Origin of the sequence: Paraburkholderia sp. J11-2 (genome assembly GCF_905220185.1) — a bacterium.
Lineage (GTDB): Bacteria > Pseudomonadota > Gammaproteobacteria > Burkholderiales > Burkholderiaceae > Paraburkholderia.
Genome location: NZ_CAJMYY010000004.1, coordinates 111,858 through 134,315, shown reverse-complemented (window position 1 = coordinate 134,315; position 22,458 = coordinate 111,858). Strand labels below are relative to the sequence as shown.

At 66.9% G+C, this 22,458-nt stretch carries 13 protein-coding genes; 4 read left to right on the top strand and 9 right to left on the bottom strand.

From position 1 onward, the window contains the following. Window positions 1–54 precede the first annotated feature (54 nt). Together U5A57_RS07130 and pbpC are read left to right on the top strand one after the other, a co-directional pair. Window positions 55–6,075: an MG2 domain-containing protein gene (locus U5A57_RS07130; RefSeq protein ID WP_321909405.1), complete on the top strand. Its 6,021-nt coding sequence runs from the start codon at window positions 55–57 to the stop codon at window positions 6,073–6,075. Then, window positions 6,072–8,348, top strand: coding sequence for a penicillin-binding protein 1C (gene pbpC / locus U5A57_RS07125; RefSeq protein ID WP_321909403.1), 2,277 nt, complete (start codon window positions 6,072–6,074; stop codon window positions 8,346–8,348). The genes U5A57_RS07130 and pbpC overlap by 4 nt, the downstream gene beginning before the upstream one ends. A 15-nt stretch (window positions 8,349–8,363) precedes the next feature. Here the strand turns inward: pbpC and U5A57_RS07120 are convergent, their stop codons facing one another. The 8 genes from U5A57_RS07120 to U5A57_RS07085 form a co-directional block, all read right to left on the bottom strand. Continuing rightward, window positions 8,364–9,884 carry an efflux transporter outer membrane subunit gene (locus tag U5A57_RS07120; RefSeq protein WP_321909402.1) on the bottom strand — a complete coding sequence of 507 codons (1,521 nt, stop codon included), beginning with the start codon at window positions 9,882–9,884 and terminating at the stop codon, window positions 8,364–8,366. Further along, entirely contained in the window at window positions 9,881–10,861 is a 981-nt protein-coding gene (locus tag U5A57_RS07115) for an HlyD family secretion protein (protein WP_321909401.1), read from the bottom strand. The genes U5A57_RS07120 and U5A57_RS07115 overlap by 4 nt, the downstream gene beginning before the upstream one ends. Window positions 10,862–10,868: 7 nt before the next feature. Next, on the bottom strand, window positions 10,869–11,078 hold the full coding sequence (locus U5A57_RS07110) for a DUF1656 domain-containing protein (RefSeq protein WP_158760323.1): 210 nt from the start codon (window positions 11,076–11,078) through the stop codon (window positions 10,869–10,871). A 37-nt stretch (window positions 11,079–11,115) separates the two neighbouring features. Then, window positions 11,116–13,251: an FUSC family protein gene (locus U5A57_RS07105; RefSeq protein WP_321909396.1), complete on the bottom strand. Its 2,136-nt coding sequence runs from the start codon at window positions 13,249–13,251 to the stop codon at window positions 11,116–11,118. Between the two features lie 17 nt (window positions 13,252–13,268). Then, window positions 13,269–13,733, bottom strand: coding sequence for a MarR family winged helix-turn-helix transcriptional regulator (locus U5A57_RS07100; protein ID WP_158760321.1), 465 nt, complete (start codon window positions 13,731–13,733; stop codon window positions 13,269–13,271). Window positions 13,734–13,904: 171 nt separating this feature from the next. Further along, on the bottom strand, window positions 13,905–14,591 hold the full coding sequence (locus U5A57_RS07095) for an HAD family phosphatase (protein ID WP_321909394.1): 687 nt from the start codon (window positions 14,589–14,591) through the stop codon (window positions 13,905–13,907). 185 nt (window positions 14,592–14,776) lie between these two features. Then, window positions 14,777–17,188, bottom strand: a complete 2,412-nt coding sequence (locus U5A57_RS07090) for a glycoside hydrolase family 31 protein (protein ID WP_321909393.1) — start codon at window positions 17,186–17,188, stop codon at window positions 14,777–14,779. 31 nt (window positions 17,189–17,219) lie between these two features. Then, window positions 17,220–18,488, bottom strand: a complete 1,269-nt coding sequence (locus tag U5A57_RS07085) for an MFS transporter (RefSeq protein WP_321909391.1) — start codon at window positions 18,486–18,488, stop codon at window positions 17,220–17,222. A 427-nt stretch (window positions 18,489–18,915) separates the two neighbouring features. Here U5A57_RS07085 and U5A57_RS07080 point away from each other — a divergent pair, with 427 nt between their 5' ends. Together U5A57_RS07080 and U5A57_RS07075 are read left to right on the top strand one after the other, a co-directional pair. Next, window positions 18,916–20,085, top strand: a complete 1,170-nt coding sequence (locus tag U5A57_RS07080; protein WP_321909389.1) for a porin — start codon at window positions 18,916–18,918, stop codon at window positions 20,083–20,085. A 119-nt stretch (window positions 20,086–20,204) separates the two neighbouring features. Next, complete coding sequence (locus U5A57_RS07075; RefSeq protein WP_321909833.1) at window positions 20,205–20,963, top strand: class I SAM-dependent DNA methyltransferase; 759 nt, start codon at window positions 20,205–20,207, stop codon at window positions 20,961–20,963. Between the two features lie 32 nt (window positions 20,964–20,995). Here the strand turns inward: U5A57_RS07075 and U5A57_RS07070 are convergent, their stop codons facing one another. Beyond that, the gene (locus U5A57_RS07070; protein ID WP_321909832.1) at window positions 20,996–22,141 is read right to left on the bottom strand and encodes an alanine--glyoxylate aminotransferase family protein; all 1,146 of its coding nucleotides are present in this window, start codon (window positions 22,139–22,141) and stop codon (window positions 20,996–20,998) included. Between the last annotated feature and the right edge of the window lie 317 nt (window positions 22,142–22,458).

Sequence of the window (22,458 nt, the reverse complement as noted above, 5' to 3'; positions counted from 1 at the left end):
CCGCACGCCGCCCGGCACTGGCCGCGCGTCGTGCGCGCAAACGAGGACCGGTCGATGCAACGAACAACACGAAAAACTGGCGGGTGGTGGACGTTGGCGCTAGCGCTGGTGCTGGGCCTATGCATGGTCTGGGCGTGGCGCGCCTATGCCGCGCGCGTGGTGAGCGTGTCGCCCCAGGGGACTGTGGCACAGGTGCGCCAGGCGGTGGTGAAGTTCGACGAGGCCATGGTGGCGTTCGGTGCGCCCGACGCGAAGGCCCCCGCGCGCCTGCAATGCAGCAATGCGGCGGCCAGTGCGGGCCAGGGCCGCTGGATCGACGGCAAGACGTGGGCCTACGATTTCGCCGCCGATCTGCCGCCCGACGTGCAATGCAGCGTCACGCTCGCCGACGGGCTCAAGTCGCAGGCAGGCAACGCCGTGACGGGCGCGCGCCGCTTCACGTTCTCGACGGGCGGCCCGTTTCCGGTGAGCGTGCGACCCTACGGCGGCGAAATAGAGGAAAACCAGGTATTCGTGCTGAAGCTCAATGGCCCCGCCACGCCGGCTTCCGTGCGCGAACACGTATGGTGCGAGTCGGGTGGGCTCGGCAACCGCATTCCGGTGCAGCTTGCCGATACATCAACGCGCGCGGCGCTGCTCAAACATTTCCGGCTCGAGAAGGACAGCGCCAGCGTGCTCACGCTCGCCTGCCAGCAAACGCTGCCCTCGAGCGCGAAGATGCAGCTCGTGTACGGCAAGGGCGTGCTGGGACCGAACGGCACGCCCAACGACGTGGAGCGCCGCTTCGACTTCACGGTGCGCGCGCCCTTCACCGCGAGCATGAGTTGCGAGCGCGAGAATGCGAAGGCGCCATGCACGCCGCTGCGGCCCTTGCGCATCGATCTGAGCGCGCCCATCGCGCGCGCCGACGCGCAGAAGTTCCGCCTGCAAGGGCCGAAGGGCGAAATCGCTCCGAGCTTCCGTGCGGACGACAAGGATAACGAACTCAGCTCGATCTCGTTCGCCGCGCCCTTGCCCGATCACGCAACGCTCACGCTCACCGCGCCCGCGGGCCTCAAGGACGTCAGCGGCCGGGCGCTCGCGAACGCCGACCTGTTCCCGCTGCACACGGCAACCGCGCCGATGCCGCCGCTCGCGAAATTTCCGTCCTCGACTTTCGGCATCATCGAGCGCTATGCGGAGCCGGGCACGCCGCCGCTCGTGCCGGTCACACTGCGCAACGTCGAGGCCGACCTGCACGTGCAGGGGCTCAACGCGGGCGAAGCGAAGTTCGCAAAACTCGCGGTGCAGTCCGACATAGACATGCGCCGCTGGATGCGTCTCGTCGATCAATTCGACAACTTCGGCATGAGCGAAACGTCGATCGACAAGCTGATGCCGGGGTTGCTCGCGCGAGCAAAGTCGCCGGTGGTGATTCCGCGCACGACGGGTGATGGGGACGACGACGCGAAGGAGCGCACTATCGACGTGCGCTCGCTCTCATTGCTCGACGGCCAGCCGGGCGTGCAGACGCTCACGCTGCCCAAGGCCGATCCCAAGGCGCTGCGGCCGTTCGAAGTGGTCGGCATACCCGTGCCGAAGCCAGGCTTCTATGTGATCGAACTCGCTTCGCCATCGCTAGGGGCATCCTTGCTCGGCAAGCCCGCGCCCATGTACGTGCGCACGACCGTGCTCGTCACCAATCTCGGCGTGCATTTCAAGCAGGGCCGCGAGAACAGCGTGGTGTGGGTCACATCGCTCGACAAGGGCGAGCCGGTAGCGGGCGCGGACGTGCACGTATCGGATTGCAATGGCGAGACGCTCGCCACGGGAAAAACCGATTCTCACGGACTGCTGACGATCGACGGCCCGCTTTCGAACCACCGTGACTGCGGCGAAAACAGTTTCAGCGGGCTATTTGTCTCAGCGCGCATCGACGACCCGAAAACGGGCCCCGATATGGCATTCGTGCAGTCGGACTGGAATCGCGGCATCGAGTCGTGGCGCTTCAATGTGCCGACCGATACGAGCGTGGCGCCCACGGTGCGCGCGCATACCGTGTTCGACCGTACGCTGCTGCGCGCGGGCGAGACGGTGTCGATGAAACACTTCATCCGCGCGCAGACGATGCGTGGCTTCGCGTTCCCGCAGCAGTACCCCACGCGCGTGACGATACGCCATGCGGGCAGCGGGCAGACGTGGCACCTGCCGCTCAAATGGGCCGCCGACCATACGGCCGATTCGACCTTTGCGTTGCCGCCCGAAGCGAAGCTTGGCGAATACGACGTCTCGCTCGACGACGGCGACGCGAACGCGAGCACGGCGGGCGAAGGCAGCGACGAAGCCGACAACAGCGCCGACGCGATACACATGAGCTACGACAGCGGCAGCTTCCGCGTGGAGGCGTTCCGCTTGCCGGTGCTCAAGGGCACGATAGCCGTGCAGAACGAGAAAACATCGCCGCTCGTCGCGGCGACGCAAGCGAGCGTCGCGGTGCAGATCGATTACGTGTCGGGCGGCGCGGCGTCGAATCTTCCCGTGCAGGTTTCGGCGCTCGTGAAGGAGACGACGCCGTCATTCGCCAGCACGTACAGCGATTTCAGTTTCACGCTGTACGTGAGCAAGAGCCAGGCCGACAACACATCCGAGGACGACGAGAGCGGCCCACAGGAGGATAACGAGGTCGCGAAGCTCGTGGCCGACAAGGAGCCGCTCACGCTCGACCGCAACGGTGCCGGTACGCTCGTGCTGAAAAACCTGCCGAGCGTGGAGGGACCGAAGCGCCTGGCGCTAGAAGCGACCTTCGCGGACCCGAACGGCGAGGTGCAGACCATCAGCGGTGCGGCCACGCTCTGGCCAGCGGCCGTAGTGGCGGGCATCAAGTCGGGGCATTGGGTTTCCGTGGGCAATACGGTGCCGGTCACTGCGATTGCGCTCGACTTGCAGGGCAAGCCGCACGCGGGCGTGAAGCTCGAAGTGCGGGGCGTCGCGAAGATCACGACCACGTCGCGCAAGCGCATGGTGGGCGGCTTCTACGCCTACGACAACCACACCGAAACGCGCGACCTCGGCACGCTGTGCAGCGGCACGAGCGACGATCACGGCTTGCTCACATGCAACGCCAAGCTCAAGGAAGCGGGCAACATCCAGCTGGTGGCCACGGCGCGCGACGGCGACGGCCATGCGTCCACGGCAACGACTTCGGTCTGGGTCACGCGCGAGGAAGAACTCTGGTTCGGCAGCGAAAACACGGACCGTATCGACGTGCTGCCCGAAAAGACGAGCTACGAGCCCGGCGAGACTGCGCGCTTCCAGGTGCGCATGCCGTTTCGCTTCGCCACGGCGCTCGTGGCCGTGGAGCGCGAGGGCATCATCGAAACGCACGTGGTGCAGCTCGACGGGCGCGACCCGACCGTCGAGCTGAAGGTGAGTGACACGTGGGGGCCGAACGTCTACGTTTCGGTGCTTGCGCTGCGTGGGCGTATTCACGAAGTGCCGTGGTACTCGTTCTTCACCTGGGGCTGGAAGGCGCCGCTCGAATGGGCGCGAGCGTTCTGGTATGAAGGCCGCCAGTACGAGGCGCCCACGCCGCTCGTCGATCTGTCGAAGCCTGCCTTCCGCTACGGCCTCGCACAAATCCGCGTGGGCGACGCGGCGCACCGGCTGGCGGTGAACGTGACGCCCGATGCGAAACGCTACGCGGTACGCGCAACGTCGCACGTACAGTTGCGCGTGCAACTACCTGACGGCCAGCCGGTGCCGGCGGGCACGCAGATCGCTGTGGCGGCCGTGGACGAGGCGTTGCTCGAACTCATGCCGAACCGCAGCTGGGACCTGCTCGACGCCATGCTGCAGCAACGCGCCTACGGCGTGGACACTGCTACGGCGCAGATGGAGATCGTCGGGCGTCGTCACTTCGGGCGCAAGGCGGTGCCGGCGGGCGGCGGCGGCGGCCATGGCGCGACGCGCGAACTCTTCGACACGCTGCTCTACTGGAACCCGCGCGTCACGCTCGACGCGAAGGGGACGGCGCAAGTGGACGTGCCGCTGAACGACTCGATCACGCGTTTTCGCATTGTCGCTGTCGCGGCGAGCGGGGCGGTGCGTTTCGGCACCGGCAGCGCGAGCATCGAGAGCACGCAAGACCTGCAGCTGATTTCGGGCCTGCCGCCGCAAGTGCGCGAAGGCGATACCTTCCGCGCGCAATTCACCCTGCGCAATACGACTGCGCGCGCGATGAAAGTGCGGGTCACGCCGAACGTGCCGCCGCTCGCGCTCGACGCGCAGACTGTGGACCTCGCGCCCAATGCCTCGCGGGAGATTGCTTGGACGGTCGCGGTTCCCGACGATCTCGCCGAGGCGGAGCGGCCCGCGCTCGTGTGGAACGTAAGCGCGGCGGAGCAGGGTGGCGCGCACGCGGCGGACGCGGTGAAGCTCGCGCAGCAGGTGAGCGCGGCGATACCCGTGACGGTGCAGCAGGCCACGCTCGCGCAAGTGGACGGTACGCTCTCGATTCCCGTTGCGCCGCCGGCCAATGCGAGCGTAACGCGCGCAGGCGTGGTGCGAGGCGGCATCGCGGTGTCGCTGCAGCCGAAGCTCGCGGATGGCTTGCCCGGCGTGCGCCGCTGGTTCACGCGCTATCCGTATTCCTGCCTCGAGCAGCAAACGTCGATCGCGATCGGTCTGCGGGACCCCGTGCGCTGGCAGGCGGAACTGGCGCGCATGCCGGTGTATCTGGATCGCGACGGCCTCGCGAACTACTTCCCGCCCGCCGACGGCAGCGCAAGCCACGGCAGCACCGCGCTCACCGCGTATCTGCTCACGGTGAGCGACGAGGCGTCGAAGCTCGACCCGCGCTTCGCGCTTCCCGACGCCTTGCGCAGCAAGATGGTCGAGGGCCTCACTCGCTTCGTGGAAGGCCGCATCGAGCGCAATTCGTGGGCGCCGCGCCGCGACCTCGATCTGCGCAAGCTTGCGGCCATCGATGCGCTCTCGCGCTACGGCGCGGCGAACGCACGCCAGTTCGGCTCGATCGAGATCGCGCCGAACCAGTGGCCTACGTCGGCGGTCATCGACTATGCGGAAAGTCTCGCGCGCATGCGCGACGTGCCGCAGCGCGCGGAAAAACTGGCACAGCTCGATCAGATCCTGCGCTCGCGTCTTACGTGGCAGGGCACGCAGCTTACGTTCTCTACTGCCGCCGAAGACGATCTGTGGTGGCTCATGACGGGCACCGAAGTCAACGCGGCGCGCCTCGCGCTTGCGTTCGTCGATAACCCGGCGTGGAAGGATGAAATGCCGCGGCTCGTGGCGGGCCTGCTCGCGCTGCAACGCAACGGCGCATGGAGCACGACGACCGCGAACGCGTACGGCTCGCTTGCGGTCGAGCGCTTCTCGCGCGTGTTCGAGCGCGATCCGGTAACGGGCGCGACGAAGATCCAGCTCGGCGACACGTCTCGCGTCGTCGCCTGGAACGTGGCGGCGCAAGCGGCATCGAGCGCGAGTGGAGCCACGGCGGCGACGCGCAATGCGCCCGCGCGCAGCACGCTTCTCGCATGGCCAAAGCAGAGCGGGACCCTCACGCTGACACAGGAGGGAAGCGGCAAGCCGTGGGCCACAGTGGAAAGCCTCGCGGCGCTCGCGTTGCGCGCGCCGTTCGCGGCAGGCTATCGCATCACGAAGACCGTCACGCCGGTGAGCGCCGCGGTGAAGGGCGTGTACACGCGCGGCGACATCGTGCGCGTGCGCCTCGACATCGACGCGCAAACCGACATGACGTGGGTCGTCGTGAACGACCCGATTCCCGCAGGTGCGACGATTCTTGGCTCCGGGCTCGGGCGCGATTCGGCCGTGGCGACGCAGGGCGAGAAGCAGGACGAGAACGGTCCGTGGCCCGCATTCATCGAGCGCGGCTTCGACGGCTATCGTGCCTATTACGAGTTTCTGCCGAAGGGCAAGCTCTCGGTGGAGTACACGGTGCGGCTCAACAACGTCGGCACGTTCGGGCTGCCGCCCACGCGCGTGGAGGCGCTTTATGCGCCGGCTACGTTCGGCGTCGCGCCGAATGCGCCGGTGGTCGTGAAGGCAGTGCAATGAGCCGCCCGGTCGCGCTGCGGCATCGCTGCACGAGGGCACTTGGCGTTGCCACGCTATGCCTCGTGTTGCTGCCGCTGCCCGCATTCGCGCTGCCGACCTTCGATGACGTGCGCGGCCAGTGGCAAAGCTCCGACTGGGTGCTGCTCGCGTGCGACGGCACGCCGCTGCAGCGCACGCGCGTGGAACACACCGCGAGGCGCGGCGACTGGGTGGCGCTCGCCGACGTTTCGCCGGCGCTGCGCGAAGCGATCGTCGTTTCGGAGGACAAACGATTCTACGAGCATAGCGGCGTGGACTGGCGCGGCGCGGCGGCCGCCGCGTGGGCGAACCTGTGGAATACGCGCACGCGCGGGGCCTCCACGGTCACGATGCAGCTTACCGGCCTGCTCGACGACGACCCGAAGCACTCGGGCCAGCGCTCGCTCGCGCAAAAGGCCGTGCAGGCGGTGGACGCGTTGCGGCTCGAGCATAACTGGCGCAAGGACCAGATTCTCGAAGCATATTTGAACCTCGTGCCGTTTCGCGGCGAGTCGGTGGGGCTTTCCGCGCTTTCGCAAACGCTGTTTGGCAAGGCGCCTTCGGGCCTCGACGAGCGCGAATCGGCCGTCGCCGCCGCGCTGATCCGCGCACCGAATGCGCCCTATATGAAGGTCGCCACGCGTGCGTGCCGCATTCTGCGCGACATGCGCGCCGCGAACGTCGATAGCGGCTGCCCCAATCTCGATGCCTTTGTGCAGATGGCTTTCGCGCGCCCGTCCATCGCCGCCGACGATCCTTCGCTCGACGGCCGCAGCGAAACCTCGCCGCAGCTTGCGCCGCACTTCGCGCGCCAGATCGCGAACGCCGTGCACCCCGCGCCCGGCATGCGCGTGCGCTCGACGCTCGACGCGAGCCTGCAACGCTACGCGCGCGACACGCTCACGCGCACGCTCATCGAACTCAACGCGCGAGCGCATCCGCGCAACGTTCAGGACGGCGCGGTGGTCGTGCTCGACAACGCAACGGGCGAAGTGCTCGCCTGGGTCGGTTCATCGGGAGGCCTGTCGAAAGCGCGCGAGGTCGACGCGGCGCTGGCGCTGCGCCAGGCGGGCTCGACGCTCAAGCCTTTTCTCTACGCCGAGGCCATCGACGAGCGCCGCGTGACGACCGCATCGCTGCTCGACGACGCGCCGCTCGACCTTGCCGCGGGCGGCGGTCTCTACATGCCGCAGAACTACGACAAGGGTTTCAAGGGCTGGGTGAGCGTGCGTACCGCGCTCGGTTCTTCGCTGAACGTGCCGGCTGTGCGCACGCTCGTGATGGTCACGCCGCACCGCTTCGCGAAAACGCTCACGGCGCTCGGCCTGCCGCTCACGCAAGCGGGCGACTACTACGGCTTCAGCCTCGCGCTGGGCAGCGCGGACGTGAGCCTCGTCACGCTCACGAATGCGTATCGCGCGCTGGCCAATGGCGGCGTCGTGAGCCCGATCGCCGAATTGCCCGTGCCTGCGAAGGCGGTGCCGAATAACGCGTCAAAGCGCGTATTCAGCCGCGAGTCCGCGTTCATCGTCACCGACGTTCTCGCGGACAACAACGCGCGCACGCGTACCTTCGATTTCGACAGCCCGCTCGATACGCGCATGCTTTCCGCAGTCAAGACGGGCACGAGCAAGGACATGCGCGACAACTGGACCGTGGGCTTCACGTCGCGCTATACGGTGGGCGTGTGGGTCGGCAACGCGGACGGCTCGCCCATGTGGGACGTTTCCGGCGTGACCGGCGCGGCGCCGGTGTGGGCCGCCATCGTCGGCTATCTGCATCGGCGCGTGCCGAGCGTCGCGCCGGCTGCGCCGCCTGGCGTCGAACGTGTGCGCGTGCAGTTCGCCGACGCCGTGGAGCCCGCGCGCAACGAGTGGTTCATCGCGGGCACGTCGACTCCGCTGGTGGGCCTCGCCTCGAACGCCGCCGATCTCGCGCGCGGCCCGGCGCAGATCGGCAGTCCTGTTGACGGTACGATCTTCGCGCTCGATCCCGATATTCCTGCGCAGCGTCAGCGTGTATGGTTCGAGCGCGCGACGGGCTCGAGCGCGCGTGTGAACTGGCGCCTGGACGGCAAGGTGTTGGGCGGCGCCGCACGTGTGGCGTGGCTGCCGTGGCCCGGCAAGCACACGCTCGAACTCGTCGATGCGCGAGGGCAGGTGATCGACACCGTGCGCTTCGAGGTGCGCGGCGCGCTTGCGAAGCCGCAGAAGTTGATGCGCGCCGACGCCGCGCAAGGCGGCGTGGCGCGCTGAGGGGGGCCGGCGTCTTTAGTTCGCCGGCGCTGGCGACGTTGCAGCGGCTGCTGCCGGCGCGCTTTGAGCGCCTTGCTGCTGCAGCGTTTGCTGATTGCCTTCCCAGCCGCCGCCCAACGCGAGGAACAACCGTACCTGGTCGAGCGCAACCTGGCCTTCGGCGGCCGCGACCTGCGCATGCACGCTGGTCAGCGTGCGCGTGGCGTCCAGATCGGAGAGGAACGGTTCGCGGCCCGCCGCATAGAGGCGATGCGTTTCGTCCGCCGACTGCTGCGCGGATGTGTAGGCCGTGCGCAGCGCATCGGCGCGCTGGTCGTCGGCGGCGTAGGTGGCGAGGCTCGACTGCGTTTCGCGCAGCGCATTGAGCACCACGCCGTCGAAGTGCGCGAGCGCGCCGCCCGTGGCCGCTTCCGCCGCATGCACGCGGTCGCGCTGGCCGTTGACCGGGAAGGTCCAGCTGATCAGGGGTCCGAATGACCACGCGTTGGTCGCGGGGGTGAACAGATCGCTCGTCAGGCCGATCGTGCCCACGCCCGCACCGAACGTGATGTCGGGGTACATCTGCGCGATCGCCACGCCAATGCGCGCAGTGGACGCCGCAAGCTGGCGCTCGGCCTCGCGCACGTCGGGCCGGCGCTTGAGGAGCGTGGCGCCGTCGCCCACGGGAATCGGCTGCTTGAGTTTGGGCAGGCGCTTGCACGCAAGCGCGGCGGGCGGCAGGTCCTTGGGTGCGCGCGCGAGTAGCATGGCGAGCTGGTACTGGGCCACGCGGCGGCGTCCCTCGAAGCGCGGGATATCGGCGGCGATCGTGTTGGCCTGGGTCTGCCCGCGCGTCACGTCGGGCTGGTTGCCGCGGCCCGCGTCGCGCAGGCGCTTCGTGAGCGCCACACGCTCTTTCTGCAGCTTGAGCGATTCCTGCGCGATCTCCAGTTCCTCGGCGGCCGAGCACGATTCCACGTAAGCCTGCGCTACGCTCGCGACCACGGTAATGCGCGCGAGATCGGCGGCGGCTTCCACGGCTGCGTCGTCGGCGCGCGCGGCTTCCACGCCGCGCCTGAGCTTGCCGAACAGATCGAATTCGTACGACACGTTGAGGCCGAGGTCGCCCAGCGTCGCAACGGGCACCTTTTCGAACAGGAGGAACTGTTCGCCCGACACCTGCGCGCGCTCGACGGCGGCGTGCGCGTTGCCCGAGAAACCGCCTTGCGCGTTGGCGATATCGACCGCCGCGCGCGAGCGCGCGAGGTTCGCCGCCGCCACGCGCAGGTCCGTGTTCGACTTCAGCGCTTCCTGCACGAGTTCGTTGAGCGTGGGGTCGTCGTAAAGCTGCCACCAGTTGGCGGGCACGCCCAGTTGCGAAACGGGCGCATGGTCCGCGCCTTCGATCGGCCCTTGCGCGAACGGCGCATTGACCATGGCTTCCTGCGGCACGTGGTAGTTGGGACCGAGCGTGATGCACGCGCCGAGCGCGAGCGTGAGCGGCGCAAGCGCGAGGTTGGACCAGGAGCGGCGGCGCCAGAGACTGCGGCGTGTCATTGCGAAGCTCCGGCGGCGTGCGAAGCGGCAGGCGCGCTCGCAGCCGTAGCGGGCTGCGAGGCGACGGCGCCGCTCGCGTTATTCGCGCCTGCGGCCTGGCGGTCGTTGCCCGCCTCCGTGCGCACGGCCACCGTTGCCGTGCGGCCCGCGATCATGCGGAAATCGGCGGGCACTTCGTCGAGCGCCACGCGCACCGGAATGCGCTGCGCGAGACGCACCCAGCTGAACGCCGGATTCACGTTGGGCAGCAGGTTCGGGGCCGCCTGGCGGTCGCGGTCCTCGATCGCCGCGACGATGCTTTGCACATGACCACGCAGCGGGCTCGACTCGCCCATCACCGTGATCTCAACGGGCTGGCCGATCTGAATGCCGTGCAGGCGCGTTTCCTCGAAATAGCCATCCACGCGGAACGAATGCATGTCCACCACGGCGACCACGGCGCGGCCCGCGGTGACGTACTCGCCAACCCGCGGCGCGCGGTCGTTCAAGTAGCCGTCCACGGGGCTCACGATGGTCGTGCGCTGCAGATTGAGCTTGGCGGTATCGACCTGGACCTGGGCGTCGGCCGCCGCGGCTTCGCCCTGATCGACGCGCGTGCGGCTTTCTTCGAGCGTTTCCGCTGCCACGAGATTGCCGAGCGCGATGTTGCGCGCGTATTCGCGCTTCGCCTGGGCGAGCGTGGCCTTGCGCTGCTCGAGCGTGGCCTGTGCCAGGCGCAGCGCGAGCGCGTAGCGCGCCTGGTCGATCACGAACAGCACCTGGCCTTGCTTGACCTGCTGGTTGTCGACGACGTCGACGCCGGTGATGAGGCCGCCTACGTCCGGCGCGACCTGGATCACGTCGGCGCGCACGCGGCCGTCGCGCGTCCACGGCGAGAACATGTAGTAGTTGACGATGCGCCACAGCACGAGGGCGGCGACCACGACGACGATGAGCGTCAGCAGGATCTGTCCTGCGGAGAACCAGGTTTTTTTCACGTTAACGTTATTTCACGAAGCGATGCGACACGATGACGACGGCAGCCAGCACAAACACATAAATGCCGAGATCGAAAATGGAACGATGCCACACGAGCCGATAGAAGCCGACGCGCGTGAGCACCTTGCCGATCACGACATTGATGAGGTACGCGATCAGCATCAACACAAGCACGGTGGGCACGAACACACCAAAAATATCGATTTCGCCGATCATGATGCGGGTTTCGAAAAAGGATAAGAGGAATGCGCGCTCATACCGTGGCGTCCGGGTGGGAAGGCGACTGCGCCGACAAAGCGGGGTACAGCGCGAGGCGCATGCCCACGAGCGCGTGCAGCGTGTTGCTCAATGAGCGCTGCGAAACGAGCGCGCGCGGCGCGCTCTGCGCCTCGGCGTCGCCTGCGGTGGCGGGCGGCAGTTGCGCGCGGGCGTGGGCCGCGACGCGGCGCATGGCGTCGTCGATGTTCGCGAGCAGCGCGGGCGGCGCGCTCTGGCGCTCGCTTTCGCGCGCGCAACGCGCATAGTGGTCGCTCACGCCGCTGAGCACGCGGTCGATCGCGTCGATCACTTCGCTGTCGAGCTTGCGCAGCGAGCGGCGCAAATCGAGCGCCGAGAGCGCGATGCGCAGATCGCGAAAGCTCTCGACCGACGGATGGCGATGGTCGTCGGATGCGGCCAGACGCGGAATGATCTGCATGAGCCGGTCTAGCATGCGCGAGGTGAGGTTGCGCTGGTCCGCGATGGGCGTGGGCGAGGCCGAGAGCGCGACGTCGCTCCAGCTCGAGCGCAGCAAGCGCTTCGCCGCGAGTTCGGCGCCGAACGGGCGCGTTGCGCGCGTCCACAGGTACGCGAACAGCAGGCCCGCCACGCCGGCGATATTGCTGTTGAGGAACACGAGGAAGTCGGCCTCGTAGGCGCTCTGCACGCTGATGAAGGTCGCCGTGTTCACGGCCACGAGCATCGTCACCATATTGAAAGCAGGGCGTGGAATGAGCGTGCCGATCAGGATGAACGGCCCCGCGAACAGCAACACGAGCATGGCGAAATCGTGCACCTTGGGCAACACGACGAACAGGTACAGGCCCGCAAACACCACGCTTGCCGCCGTGGCGAGGAAGAAGCGGAACACGAGGGGCGCGGGCTCGTCGGACGCCGCGAAGAAGCAGCAGGCCACGGCCGCGAGTGTCACCGCGCCCGCGCCGTCGTGCCAGCCCGAACTCACCCACAGCCAGCAGGCCACGAGGATCGCGCTCATGGGCACGAAGCACGAGAACAGCATGAGGCCGCGGTCGTAGAAGCGCTCGGTGCCGCCGAGCCGCCAGTGCCGATAGCGCGCGCGCCATGTGCCGCCCCCGTCGTGCGCGATGAGCGCGCGCAGCGCGCGGCAGTCCTGCCACACGTCGATCACCTGGCCGAGGCGCCAGAGCGCGTTGGAGAGGAGCGCGCCTTCCCAGCTCGCCAGCGCGTCGCGCGCGGGCTGCAGCGCGGCGACGCGTCTGCGCAGGCTTTCCGCGGTCGCGTCGCCCGCGTCGTCGTGCATGTCGGCGGCGCGCGTGGGCAGCGGCTCGCTGAACCAGCGGGCCGCGTCGTCGAGCAGACTGTCGAGGCCCTCGGGCCACACATGCAAATCGCGGCGCAGCGCGATGAGCGGGTCGGCGAGCGCGGAAATCATCGGCAGAAAGAGCAGCATGCGCCCGCGCAGCGATTCGGCGCGCGAAAGGATTTCCGGGTGCGTGTGGTCGTAGCTCAGCTGGCTCAGCAGGAATTCGAGCTGGTTCACAGTGGCCGCCAGGCGCTGGCGGCAGGCCGAAAGCGCGTTGCCCACAATATGGCCCGAGAGCGTTTCGCTGCCGTACCAGGCGGCGTCGCGGAACCACGCGTCGGCGCGTTCGATCAGCGTGGGCGCGAGGCGGCTCGGCAAAATGTTGCTGCCCACCACGCTCGCGCAAATGATGCCGAGCGTGATTTCCTCGGTACGCGCGATGGCCACGTCGAAGATCGTGGTGGGATCGGTCACCGTGGGCAGCGCGATGAGCGGCATGGTGTAGCCCGCGAGCATGAACACATAACTGCGCGCGGTTCGGTCCGAGATCGCCAGAAAGAGCAGCGTGCCGGTCCACGCGGCGACGATCACGCTGAAAAGCAGCGGCGTTTCGACGAAGGGCGGCACGAGCAGGATGGCAGCGGCCGCGCCGAGCGCCGTGCCGAGCGCGCGATACAGTGCCTTCGAGCGCGTGGCGCCCACGAAGGGGTTCGAGACGATGTACACGCTTGCCATCGCCCAGTAGGGACGCGGCAGCTGGAATACGAGCGCGATATAGAGCGCAAGCATCGACGCGGCGAAGGTCTTGACCGAAAAGAGCCAGTCGCGGATGGAGGGGTAGGTCATGGGTCCGCTTTCTGCTTTCAGTCGTGTAAGGCCCGGTCAGCCTGGTCAGCGGAGGGCGCCGCATTGAACGCGTTGAGCACGCGCAGCGTCGCTTCGAGGTCGGCGCGGCTCACGCCCTTGAGCACGCGCGCACGCAGCGAGCGCAGTTCGTCCTCCATGCGCTCGGTCACGGCGCGGCCTTCGCTCGTTAGCGAGATCGTTTTGGCTCGGCGGTCGTCGGGGTCCTCGTCGCGGCGTACGAGCCCGGCGGCGCACAGCTGGTCGAGCAGCCGCACGAGCGAAGGGCCTTCAATGCCCACGTGCTCCGCGAGCGTGACCTGGCGCACGGCTTCACCGAGACGCCCGGCGGTGAGAAGCGGCGCGGCGCACGCTTCGGAGACGTTGTATGCGGTGAGCGCGCCGTGCGTCGTGCGCCGCCATTTGCGTGCCGCCACCACGAGCGTGCTGCTAACCGCAAGGCGTAAAGTATGAAGATTCGACATCGGCGGATAATAGCCCAAAGCGATTCGATAGCAAACTATCTTTTTCTTGCGCAGCGCCACGACTCGGATGGTATGCGAGTCGGGAACGGGCTGCTTTCTATGTGGTGCGCGGTGATGCGTGGGGCCAACAATACGCGGGGAGCGCGGCTGTTGGCCGTTTTTTATAGGCGCTTAACGATTTGACCAGCCGGCAAGCAGGGCGGGGAGCTGCACCATGTCGGTGAAAACGTGCGCGACGCCCGCCTCGAGCAACGCTTGCGCGCTGCTGTGGCCGGGCTCGGGCGGGCTGTAGCCGAATACGGTGGCGCCCGCGGCGAGGCCCGCGCGCGCGCCCGTGACCGTGTCCTCGATCACGGCGCAGCGCCCGGCCGCCACGCCCAGACCGGCCGCCGCCGCGAGATAGACATCGGGATGCGGCTTGCTGCGCGGCGTTTCGTGGCCGCTGTAGATGTGCCCTTCGAAGCAGTCGAGCAGATTCACCTTGCGCAGTTGCAGCTCGACCTTGCGCCGGTCCGCACCCGAGGCCACGGCGATGCGCCCGTCCATTGCCGCGTGCACCGCGCGAACGGCAGCGGGCGCGCCCGGAATCTCGACGAGATCGCGCTCGAGCGCCTCGTTGCGGCGCGCGCGAAAGCCTTCGAGCCAGGCATGCGTGATCGCGAAGCCGGTGTGCGCCTCGATACGCGCCGCTTCGTCTTTCACGGCCTTGCCCACGAAGATGCCCATGGCTTCGTCCACCGTGAGTGTCCAGCCGAGTTCGCCCAGCATCTGCGTGAGGACCACGTGCGTAATGCGCTCTGAGTCGACGAGAACGCCGTCACAGTCGAAGAGGATGGCGTCGAAAGGGATGGGGGACATCGTTTGCCTGCGGTTGCGTTATGCCGTGCGCATCGGGATCGCGCACGCAAGAGCGCGATGATAACCGGGGTCGCGTTTGTGTGGGCTTTTCGCGGGCAATTCACTGAAGTGGGGGCGGGCCAGGGCGGCCCGCCATACGGGGTGCGGTATCAGCGGGACTGACCGGCGCCCGGTGTCCCGCTACATCAACCGAGTTCGATGACGATGCGACGCCAGCCGCCCATGCGCTCGTCCGTGACGATGCGCCCCGCGGCCACGGCCACGCCGCGCGCTTCGCTTGCGGGCAAGCGGACCTCCGCCGACATAGGCGCATGAGGCATCGCCCCGGTCGCTTCGACGGCGAGCGTGAGGGTGGTTGCGTCGCCTTGCGCGCACACAATCCACTCGCCGAATGCCCCATGCCGCCACGCCTCGGATTCGCCGTCGTCCTCCACATAGCGGCGGCACACGCGTTCGCCGCTCGCGAACGGCACCACGATGAATGCGCGCTGGTCGGCGCGATGCCCGAACTGCTGCTCGGCGACGTTCAGCGCAATCACGCTGCCCTCGCGCACCAGCATGACGGGCCGGTCCCACGGCGCGGGCAGCGTCACGCTCTGGCCGCCCTCGAACGGTTCGCCGCTCCAGTAGCAGGTCCAGCGCGCCCCGGTTGGTAGCCAGACTTCGCGCTCCGTTTGCCCCGGCTCGACCACGGGCGCCGCGAGCAGCGAAGCGCCGACCATCATGTCGTCGGATTCGGCGTAGCAGCGCGCGTCGTCGGGAAACTCAGCGAAGGTCGGGCGCAGTACGGGCTCGTAGTGCGTCGTCGAATCCCAGAGCAACTGATACAGATAAGGCAGCAGCCGGTAGCGCAGTTTGAGCAGCGCCGAAACCTGGGGCGTGAGTTGCGGGTACATCCACGGTTCGTTGACCGTGCCGTCGTCGTTCCAGGAGTGAATGGAGAAGCGCGGCATCCACACGCCGAACTGTATCCAGCGCATGAACAGTTCCGGCTCGGGTGCGGGACCCGCAAAGCCACCAATATCGTGGCCGATGTTCGACACGCCCGAAAGCGCCAGCCCCAAGCCCATTTTCAGGTTGTAGCGCAGCGTTTCCCACGAGGTGCAGTTGTCGCCCGACCAGGTCTGCACGTAGCGATGCATGCCCACACCTCCCGCGCGCGAAACGAGGAAGGGACGCGTAGTGGGCGCGTGCTCGCGCTGCGCGTCGCGCGAGGCGCGCATCATCAGCAGCGTTTGCAGAACCTTGGCTTCACGCGCGGGCCACGGCGTGCCGAAGCCATGGGCCATAGCGTGGGGCGACCAGATCTCGAACTCGTTGTTGTCGTTCCACGTGGCGGCGATGCCGTAGCGCAGCAGCGCGTCTTTCACGTGCGCCTTCCACCAGAGCGCGGCGGCGGGGTTCGTGAAGTCGAGATACGCGCCTACGTCGTCCCAGAACTGCACCCACGCCGGTTCGCCGTTGCGGTCCTCGATCAGCAAGCCTTCTCGCGCGGTTTGTTCGAACTCCGGATGATCGCGCAACATGCATGGCTTGATATTCGCGCATAGCTTCACGCCATTTTCCAGGTAATCCTGAACGAAGCGCGCGATGTCGGGAAACTTCTCGTGATTCCAGTTGAACACATAGCGCTTCGCGCCGATCGACGTATAGCCCGACGACAGATGAAACGAGTCGCAAAGCATATCGTGCTCGCGGCAACGCTCGAGGAATTCGCCCATGCGGCGCTGCGCGTCGGGCGCATCGGTGTAGCTCATGGTCGAGCCCGAGTAGCCGAGGCCCCACTTCGGCATGAGCGCCGGGCGGCCGGTGAGCCATGTGAAGCGCCGCACGGCCGCAAGCGGCGTTTGCGGCGAGGCGATGAAGTAGTAGTCGAGGTCGCCGTGGTCGGCGACGAAGTGGCGGTAGGGGCCGTGATAGTTGTCCAGCTCGCGGCCCATGTCGAAGGTGCAGTCGGCGAGCGTGTCGTAAAAGAGGCCGAAGCCGAGCCGCGCATCGCGTTGCCAGGTCAAATAGAACGGAATGTGCTTATAGAGCGGGTCGGTTGTTCTCGCGTTGTAGCCCATCGCGTCGACATTGGTCATGCGGTAGCTTTGGTTCGCGCGGTCGAGCGAGCCGGCGCGTTCGCCGAGACCCAGATACATCTCGCCGGGCTGGCGGCGCACGTAATGGTAGACGCGCTCGTCCCACCAGCCGAAGTTGTAGGCCTGCGTCGCGCGGTCCTGCAGCACGCAGAACCAGCCGTCGCGGTCGCGCATTTCCCATGTGCAGTGGCCGCCTGCCAGCGCGATGGTGAGCCGGATCTGCGAGGTCTCGACGCCGATCTCATCCGGATTGGAAAGGATGCCGAACGAAGGCATCGTGAAGCCGGTCACATCGAGCCGGTCGCGGCCCTCGTACGGAACGTCGTCGAGCCCTGGCGCAATGGCCCACGTGCGCGGTCCATGTGCGCGGCCATCGGGCAACACGCGTACGCGCACGATGTCTTCTTCGAGCACGAACACATCGATCGTGGCGCCTTGCGCGCTTTCGAGGCACAGGTGGTGCCCGTCTTGCTTCGCGAGCGTGAACCTGGGGGGATGGAGGAGCGTCGTCATGGGTAATCCTTGTTGGTCTTGCCGGGCGCTGTCATGCGCGCGCCAGCTTGTATTCGCTGCGGGATTGCCCGCGGATGAGCCACACGAGCAGCGCGGCGCCGATCAGGTCGAACGCGCCGAGGCTCGCGAACAGTGGGCCGTAGCCGACCTTGTCGGCGAGCGCGCCGACCACGAGCGAGAAGCTCAGTCCGCCGATCCACGCGGCCATGCCCGCGAAGCCGCTTGCCGTGCCGACCTCGCGCGGGTCGAACACGTCGGCGGCGAGCGTGTTGACGAGCGCGGAGATCATCTGGTGGGCGAAGCCGCCGACGCAAAAGAGCGCGATGGCCATATACGGCGAAGCGACGAGCCCGATGCACGCGGGCCCGATCATCATGAATGCGCCGAGCACCACGCCCGCCACGCGCGACCACAGCAGCGGCAATCGGAAATGGCGCATCAGGAAGGGCGAGAGATAGCCGCCCAGAATGCCGCCCAGGTCCGCGGCGACGAAGGGCAGCCATGCGAACGCGGCAATTTGCTTGAGGTCCATGTGGCGTTCCGTGGCCAGATAGAGCGGGATCCAGAAGCTGAAGGTTTGCCAGGCCGGTTCCGCGAAGAAGCGCGGCAATGCAATCGCCCAGAAGCGCCGCGATGTGACGACCTCACGCGTGCTCGCCTTGCCCTGCGCCGCCGGCCGGTGTTGCCCTTCCATGATGAACGCGCGCTCGCCTTCGCTAATGCGCGGGTGAGCGCTGGGCGCGCGATAGAGCGCGTACCAGGCGGCGGCCCAGATGAAACCGACCGCGCCCGTCACGATGAAGGCCGTTTGCCAGCCAAAGCGCAGTGAAAAGAAAATGACGACGGGCGGCGCGAGCACGGCGCCCAGCGACGTGCCCGCGTTGAAGTACCCGACTGCCACCGACTTTTGCCGGTCGGGAAACCATTCCGCAACGGCCTTCATGCCCGAGGGAATGGCCGCGGCTTCGAAAAGACCGAGCAAGCCGCGCATGGCGCCGAGCGACAGCCAGCCCGTGGCGAAGCCGTGCATGACGCCCGCTGCGGACCACAACGCGGCGAACAGCGTGAAGCCGATGCGCAGTCCGAGCAGGTCGACGATGATGCCGCACACCGGCTGCATGATGGTGTAGCCGATTTGAAAGGCGGCGACGATATACGAATATTGCTGCGTGCTGAAGCTCAGCACGTGCCGGAGTTCGGGCGCGAGCACCGCCAGCGAGTTGCGCGCCAGGTAGTTCAGAATGGTGCCCACGCAAACGAGGGCAATGATCCACCAGCGCAGGCCTTTGACTGTTTTCAAGTTTTGTCTCCTCCTGTTTCCGCGCGCGGTGACGTGTTGCGCCTGGAAATCAGTTCACTGTACTAATTAAATGGGGCTTTTCGTGTAGGCGCTCCGTGTCGTGCGTGCCGGGTCGTGACCGCTACAAGTTATACGACAACGCACATCTATGTTTTCGCTGATGCTAAGTTTTGCGGTTAGCAGGTGTCAAGATACGCAGGGCCGCGCAGGCGATGCCAGTACGCGTGTTTGGCGCTTTATATTTCGCCGGTTTGAGCGAAATCACACCTTTGCGATAAAGGTCGGCGTATCGCGGGAGGGGTGCTTGACGGCGTCCGGGTGCAAATCTACGATGGCTCCGATTTTTCATGATATCGGTTGTCGTATGACATGGCTATCGCCCGCTTCGTTCGGCTAGCCGGTGCGTTCAATAACATAAGGAGACCTGATGAAAAAACACGCTACGCTGCGTGCCTTTCTGCTTGCGGCAGCAATCTGCGAGGTGGCACCCGTTCAAGCGCAATCGAACGTGACGCTATACGGCGTCGTGGACGACGCGATCAGCTACGTCAACAACCAGAACGGCAGCTCGAACGTATACCTGCGGCAGGGCAACCTTTACGCCTCCAAGTTCGGGCTTCGCGGTAACGAAGACCTGGGCGGGGGAACACGTGCGATCTTCGATCTCCAGGCAGGCTTCGACGCGAACACGGGCGCGGCGTCGTCGGCCGGATTGCTTTTCAACCGCCAGGCCTACGTGGGCCTCGCCAACGACACCTACGGCACCGTGACCCTGGGCCGCCAGTACACGCCCTATATGCTCTTCGTCGGGCCGCTTGCGTCCAGCAGCTGGCTCACGGGCGCGACCGGCGCGCACCCCGGCGATTACGACAGCCTCGACACGACGGTGCGCATCAACAATGCGCTCACCTATACGTCACCCGTTTTCAAGGGCGTGAGCGCGAGCGTGCTGTACGGATTCAGCGGCATAGCCGGCAGTCCGGGCGCGGGGCAGAGCCTCAGCGCCGCGCTGCGCTACACGGCAGGCCCGCTGAGCCTCGCGGCCGGTTATCTGCGCTTGAATAACACGGGCCGCACGCTGAACTTCGATCCGAACGCGTCGGGCTCGTTTGCCGTTTCGGCGGTGAATCGCGGCTATGCGTCGGCGCGCGCGGTGCAGAACATCGCCGCCGCCGGCAACTACACGCTGGGCGATTTCACTTTCGGCTTGAATTACACCAACGTGCAATATCTGGCGGGCGGCAGCGCGGCGTTCGCGAACACGGCCGTGTTCAACACGTACGGCGCACTGGCCGCATGGCGCGCGACACCGGCGTTCGATCTCGCGGGCGCGTTCTCGTACACCATGGCGGCGAAGGCGAACGGCATCGCGAACGCAGCGCGCTACCAGCAATACTCGCTGCGCGAGTCGTGGCATCTTTCGAAGCGCACCACGCTCTATGCGCTGCAGGCGTATCAGCGCGCGAACGGTCAGACGCTCGGCGCCACAGGCGCTATCACCGGCGCCGTGGCGACAGTGGGGGACTCGCAGAACGCAACGCCTTCGTCGACGAACGCGCAGTTTGTCGGCATGGCGGGGATTTCGGTGCTGTTCTAGTCCGGCCGGACCTACCCGGCCAGGTAGGTCCGGCTGGGTAGGTGTAGCCTGATGCGGCGTTGGTCCGCAGGCGTGAAACGATGGACAATAGCGTACCCAATCGCCATCCAACCGCTCTCATGTCCACCGACGACAAGAACACCACCCCAGCGCCCAACGAACCGCCCGGCCGCGCCAGCTACACGCAGTTCGCCGATCGCTACGCCGAGCAGGCCCCCGTCAAGCCGCACAACGCGCTCTACGAGCGTCCCGCCACGCGCTCCCTGCTGGGCGCGGTGGCGGGACTCGACGTGCTCGACGCGGGCTGCGGGCCCGGCATCGTGAGCGCGGAGCTGGCGGGCGAGGGTGCGCGCGTGCAGGCCTTCGACGTTACGCCAGCGATGGTCGAACTGGCGAAGACGCGTTGCGCGGGCCTTGCCGTCGAGCTCACGCAGGGCGATCTCGCGCAGCCGCTTGAATGGCTCGCGAGCGCTTCGGTCGACCGTATCGTGTGCTCGCTCGCACTCGATTATGTCGAGCACCTCACGCCGACGTTTCAGGAGTTTCACCGCGTGGCGCGCCCAGGCGCACTGCTGGTGTTTTCGATGTCCCATCCCATGCGCGACTGGATCGACACGCGCACGCGCGGTTCGCGCACCTACTTCGAGACGACGCGCTTCGGCCTGCATTGGGGCGGCTTTGGCGAGCCGAAGCCTTGGGTGGAAGCATTCAGGCGCCCGCTTGCCGATATCTTCAACGCGCTCATGGAAACGGGTTGGGCCATCGACCGCGTGCTCGAACCCGTGCCGCAAGCGGAAATGAAGGCGGTATCGCCGGCGCTGCACGCAGAACTCGTGCAGTCGCCGGCGTTCATCTGCGTTCGCGCGCGGCGTGTTTGAGTGTTTGAGCGGCCGTGCGGCGCAATGAGCGCTTAACGGCGTGTTTCGCGCGAGCCGGCCGAAAGCGACTCTTCGAGCGCGGCAACACCGGCAGGCAGATCGACCTTCACGCCGAGGTCGCTCATCGTGCGGCCAAGCGCGTGCACGGTGCGGAAGAGATTGTGCTCGCGGCACTGCTCGCCCATTTGCCCGATGCGAACGATCGGGAGACCGAACGATCCGGCAATCTCAACCTGATATTGCTGCGAGATGTGGTTGCACACCTCGCGCGCGGTCGCGCCTTCGGGCAGCTCGATGCCGACCACGGAATTCAGGCGGCACGTTGGCGGCGTATAGAGCGCGAGGCCCAGCGCGCTCACGCCGCTTTGCAGCGCGAGCGAGCAGCGCAGGTGGCGCGCAAAGCGCTTTTCAAGCGTTTCCGTGCACACGAGGCGCAGCGCCTCGTGCAGCGCCAGCACGCCCGAAACGGGCGCGGTGTAGTGGTAACCGGCGTTGTGCCAGAAGTTTTCGGCGAGCATGGCGTCGAGGCACCAGTGCGTGTTCGGCGCGGTGCGCGTGCGCACGCGCTCCCATGCGGCGTCCGAGAAGGCAATGAGCGACACGCCGGGGATCGACGAGAGGCCCTTTTGGCCGCCCGTGATCACGACGTCGATGCCCCAGGCGTCCATTTCCAGCGGCATGGTGCTCAGCGTGCACACGGCGTCGACCACCACGAGCGCGCCGGCGGCCTTGGCAAGCTGCACGATTTCCTTGAGCTCACGATTCCAGACCGTGTTGGACGTTTCGCCATGGACGATCGTGACGACTGCCGGGCGCGTGCGCTCGATGGCCTGCGCGACGGCTTCGAGCGAGGCGATCTCGCGGTTGGCCACGTCGAGCGTGGTGACTTCGGCGCCCACGCGGCCCGCCATTTCGGCCATGCGCTGGCTGAAGAAGCCGTTGACGATGGAGAGCACGCGGGTGCCGGGCCACGCGAGGTTCGAGATCGCCATTTCCATGGCCGCCGAGCCCGGTCCGGCTACACCGAGCACCCAGTTCGAGTGCGTCTGGAACACGTAGCGCGCCATCGCCTTCACCTGGTGAATGACGCGCGCCATGGTGTCGCCGAGGTGATTGATGACGACGGTGTTGGCCTTGGCCACGGCGTCGGGAATCGGCACAGGGCCCGCACCCATCATGAGGAGCGGCTCCTCGGGCAGGATGCGGTCGAGCGTATCGACAGTGGGGCAAGGCACGGGCGCGGCCCCGGCCGCCGCCGCCGCGGCAGCGCGCGAAGGGGTCAGCGGATCGGAGTGGAGCGCGTTGTCGTTCATCTTGGGTACCTTGATTGACCGGGAAGTGAGTTGCGTGGGAGGCGCGGATCGTGCGCCTTCAGGCAGTGTTGTGCGGCGCGGCAGTGCTGGCCATGTACAGTTGCGCGGAATTTCGCTGAACAGTCGTTCGGGCGGCATTGCTGCGCTGCGGCCTTCGTACAGCCACCCTATAATCGATCGCA

Bases quoted from the DNA above. Each gene is read 5' to 3' on its own strand.
- U5A57_RS07070 (WP_321909832.1), bottom strand. From the start codon at position 22,141: ATGATGGGTGCGGGCCCTGTGCCGATTCCCGACGCCGTGGCCAAGGCC.
- U5A57_RS07100 (WP_158760321.1), bottom strand. From the start codon at position 13,733: ATGTCGAATCTTCATACTTTACGCCTTGCGGTTAGCAGCACGCTCGTG.
- U5A57_RS07095 (WP_321909394.1), bottom strand. From the start codon at position 14,591: ATGTCCCCCATCCCTTTCGACGCCATCCTCTTCGACTGTGACGGCGTT.
- pbpC (WP_321909403.1), top strand. From the start codon at position 6,072: ATGAGCCGCCCGGTCGCGCTGCGGCATCGCTGCACGAGGGCACTTGGC.
- U5A57_RS07080 (WP_321909389.1), top strand. From the start codon at position 18,916: ATGAAAAAACACGCTACGCTGCGTGCCTTTCTGCTTGCGGCAGCAATC.
- U5A57_RS07120 (WP_321909402.1), bottom strand. From the start codon at position 9,884: ATGACACGCCGCAGTCTCTGGCGCCGCCGCTCCTGGTCCAACCTCGCG.
- U5A57_RS07105 (WP_321909396.1), bottom strand. From the start codon at position 13,251: ATGACCTACCCCTCCATCCGCGACTGGCTCTTTTCGGTCAAGACCTTC.
- U5A57_RS07090 (WP_321909393.1), bottom strand. From the start codon at position 17,188: ATGACGACGCTCCTCCATCCCCCCAGGTTCACGCTCGCGAAGCAAGAC.
- U5A57_RS07075 (WP_321909833.1), top strand. From the start codon at position 20,205: ATGTCCACCGACGACAAGAACACCACCCCAGCGCCCAACGAACCGCCC.
- U5A57_RS07110 (WP_158760323.1), bottom strand. From the start codon at position 11,078: ATGATCGGCGAAATCGATATTTTTGGTGTGTTCGTGCCCACCGTGCTT.
- U5A57_RS07130 (WP_321909405.1), top strand. From the start codon at position 55: ATGCAACGAACAACACGAAAAACTGGCGGGTGGTGGACGTTGGCGCTA.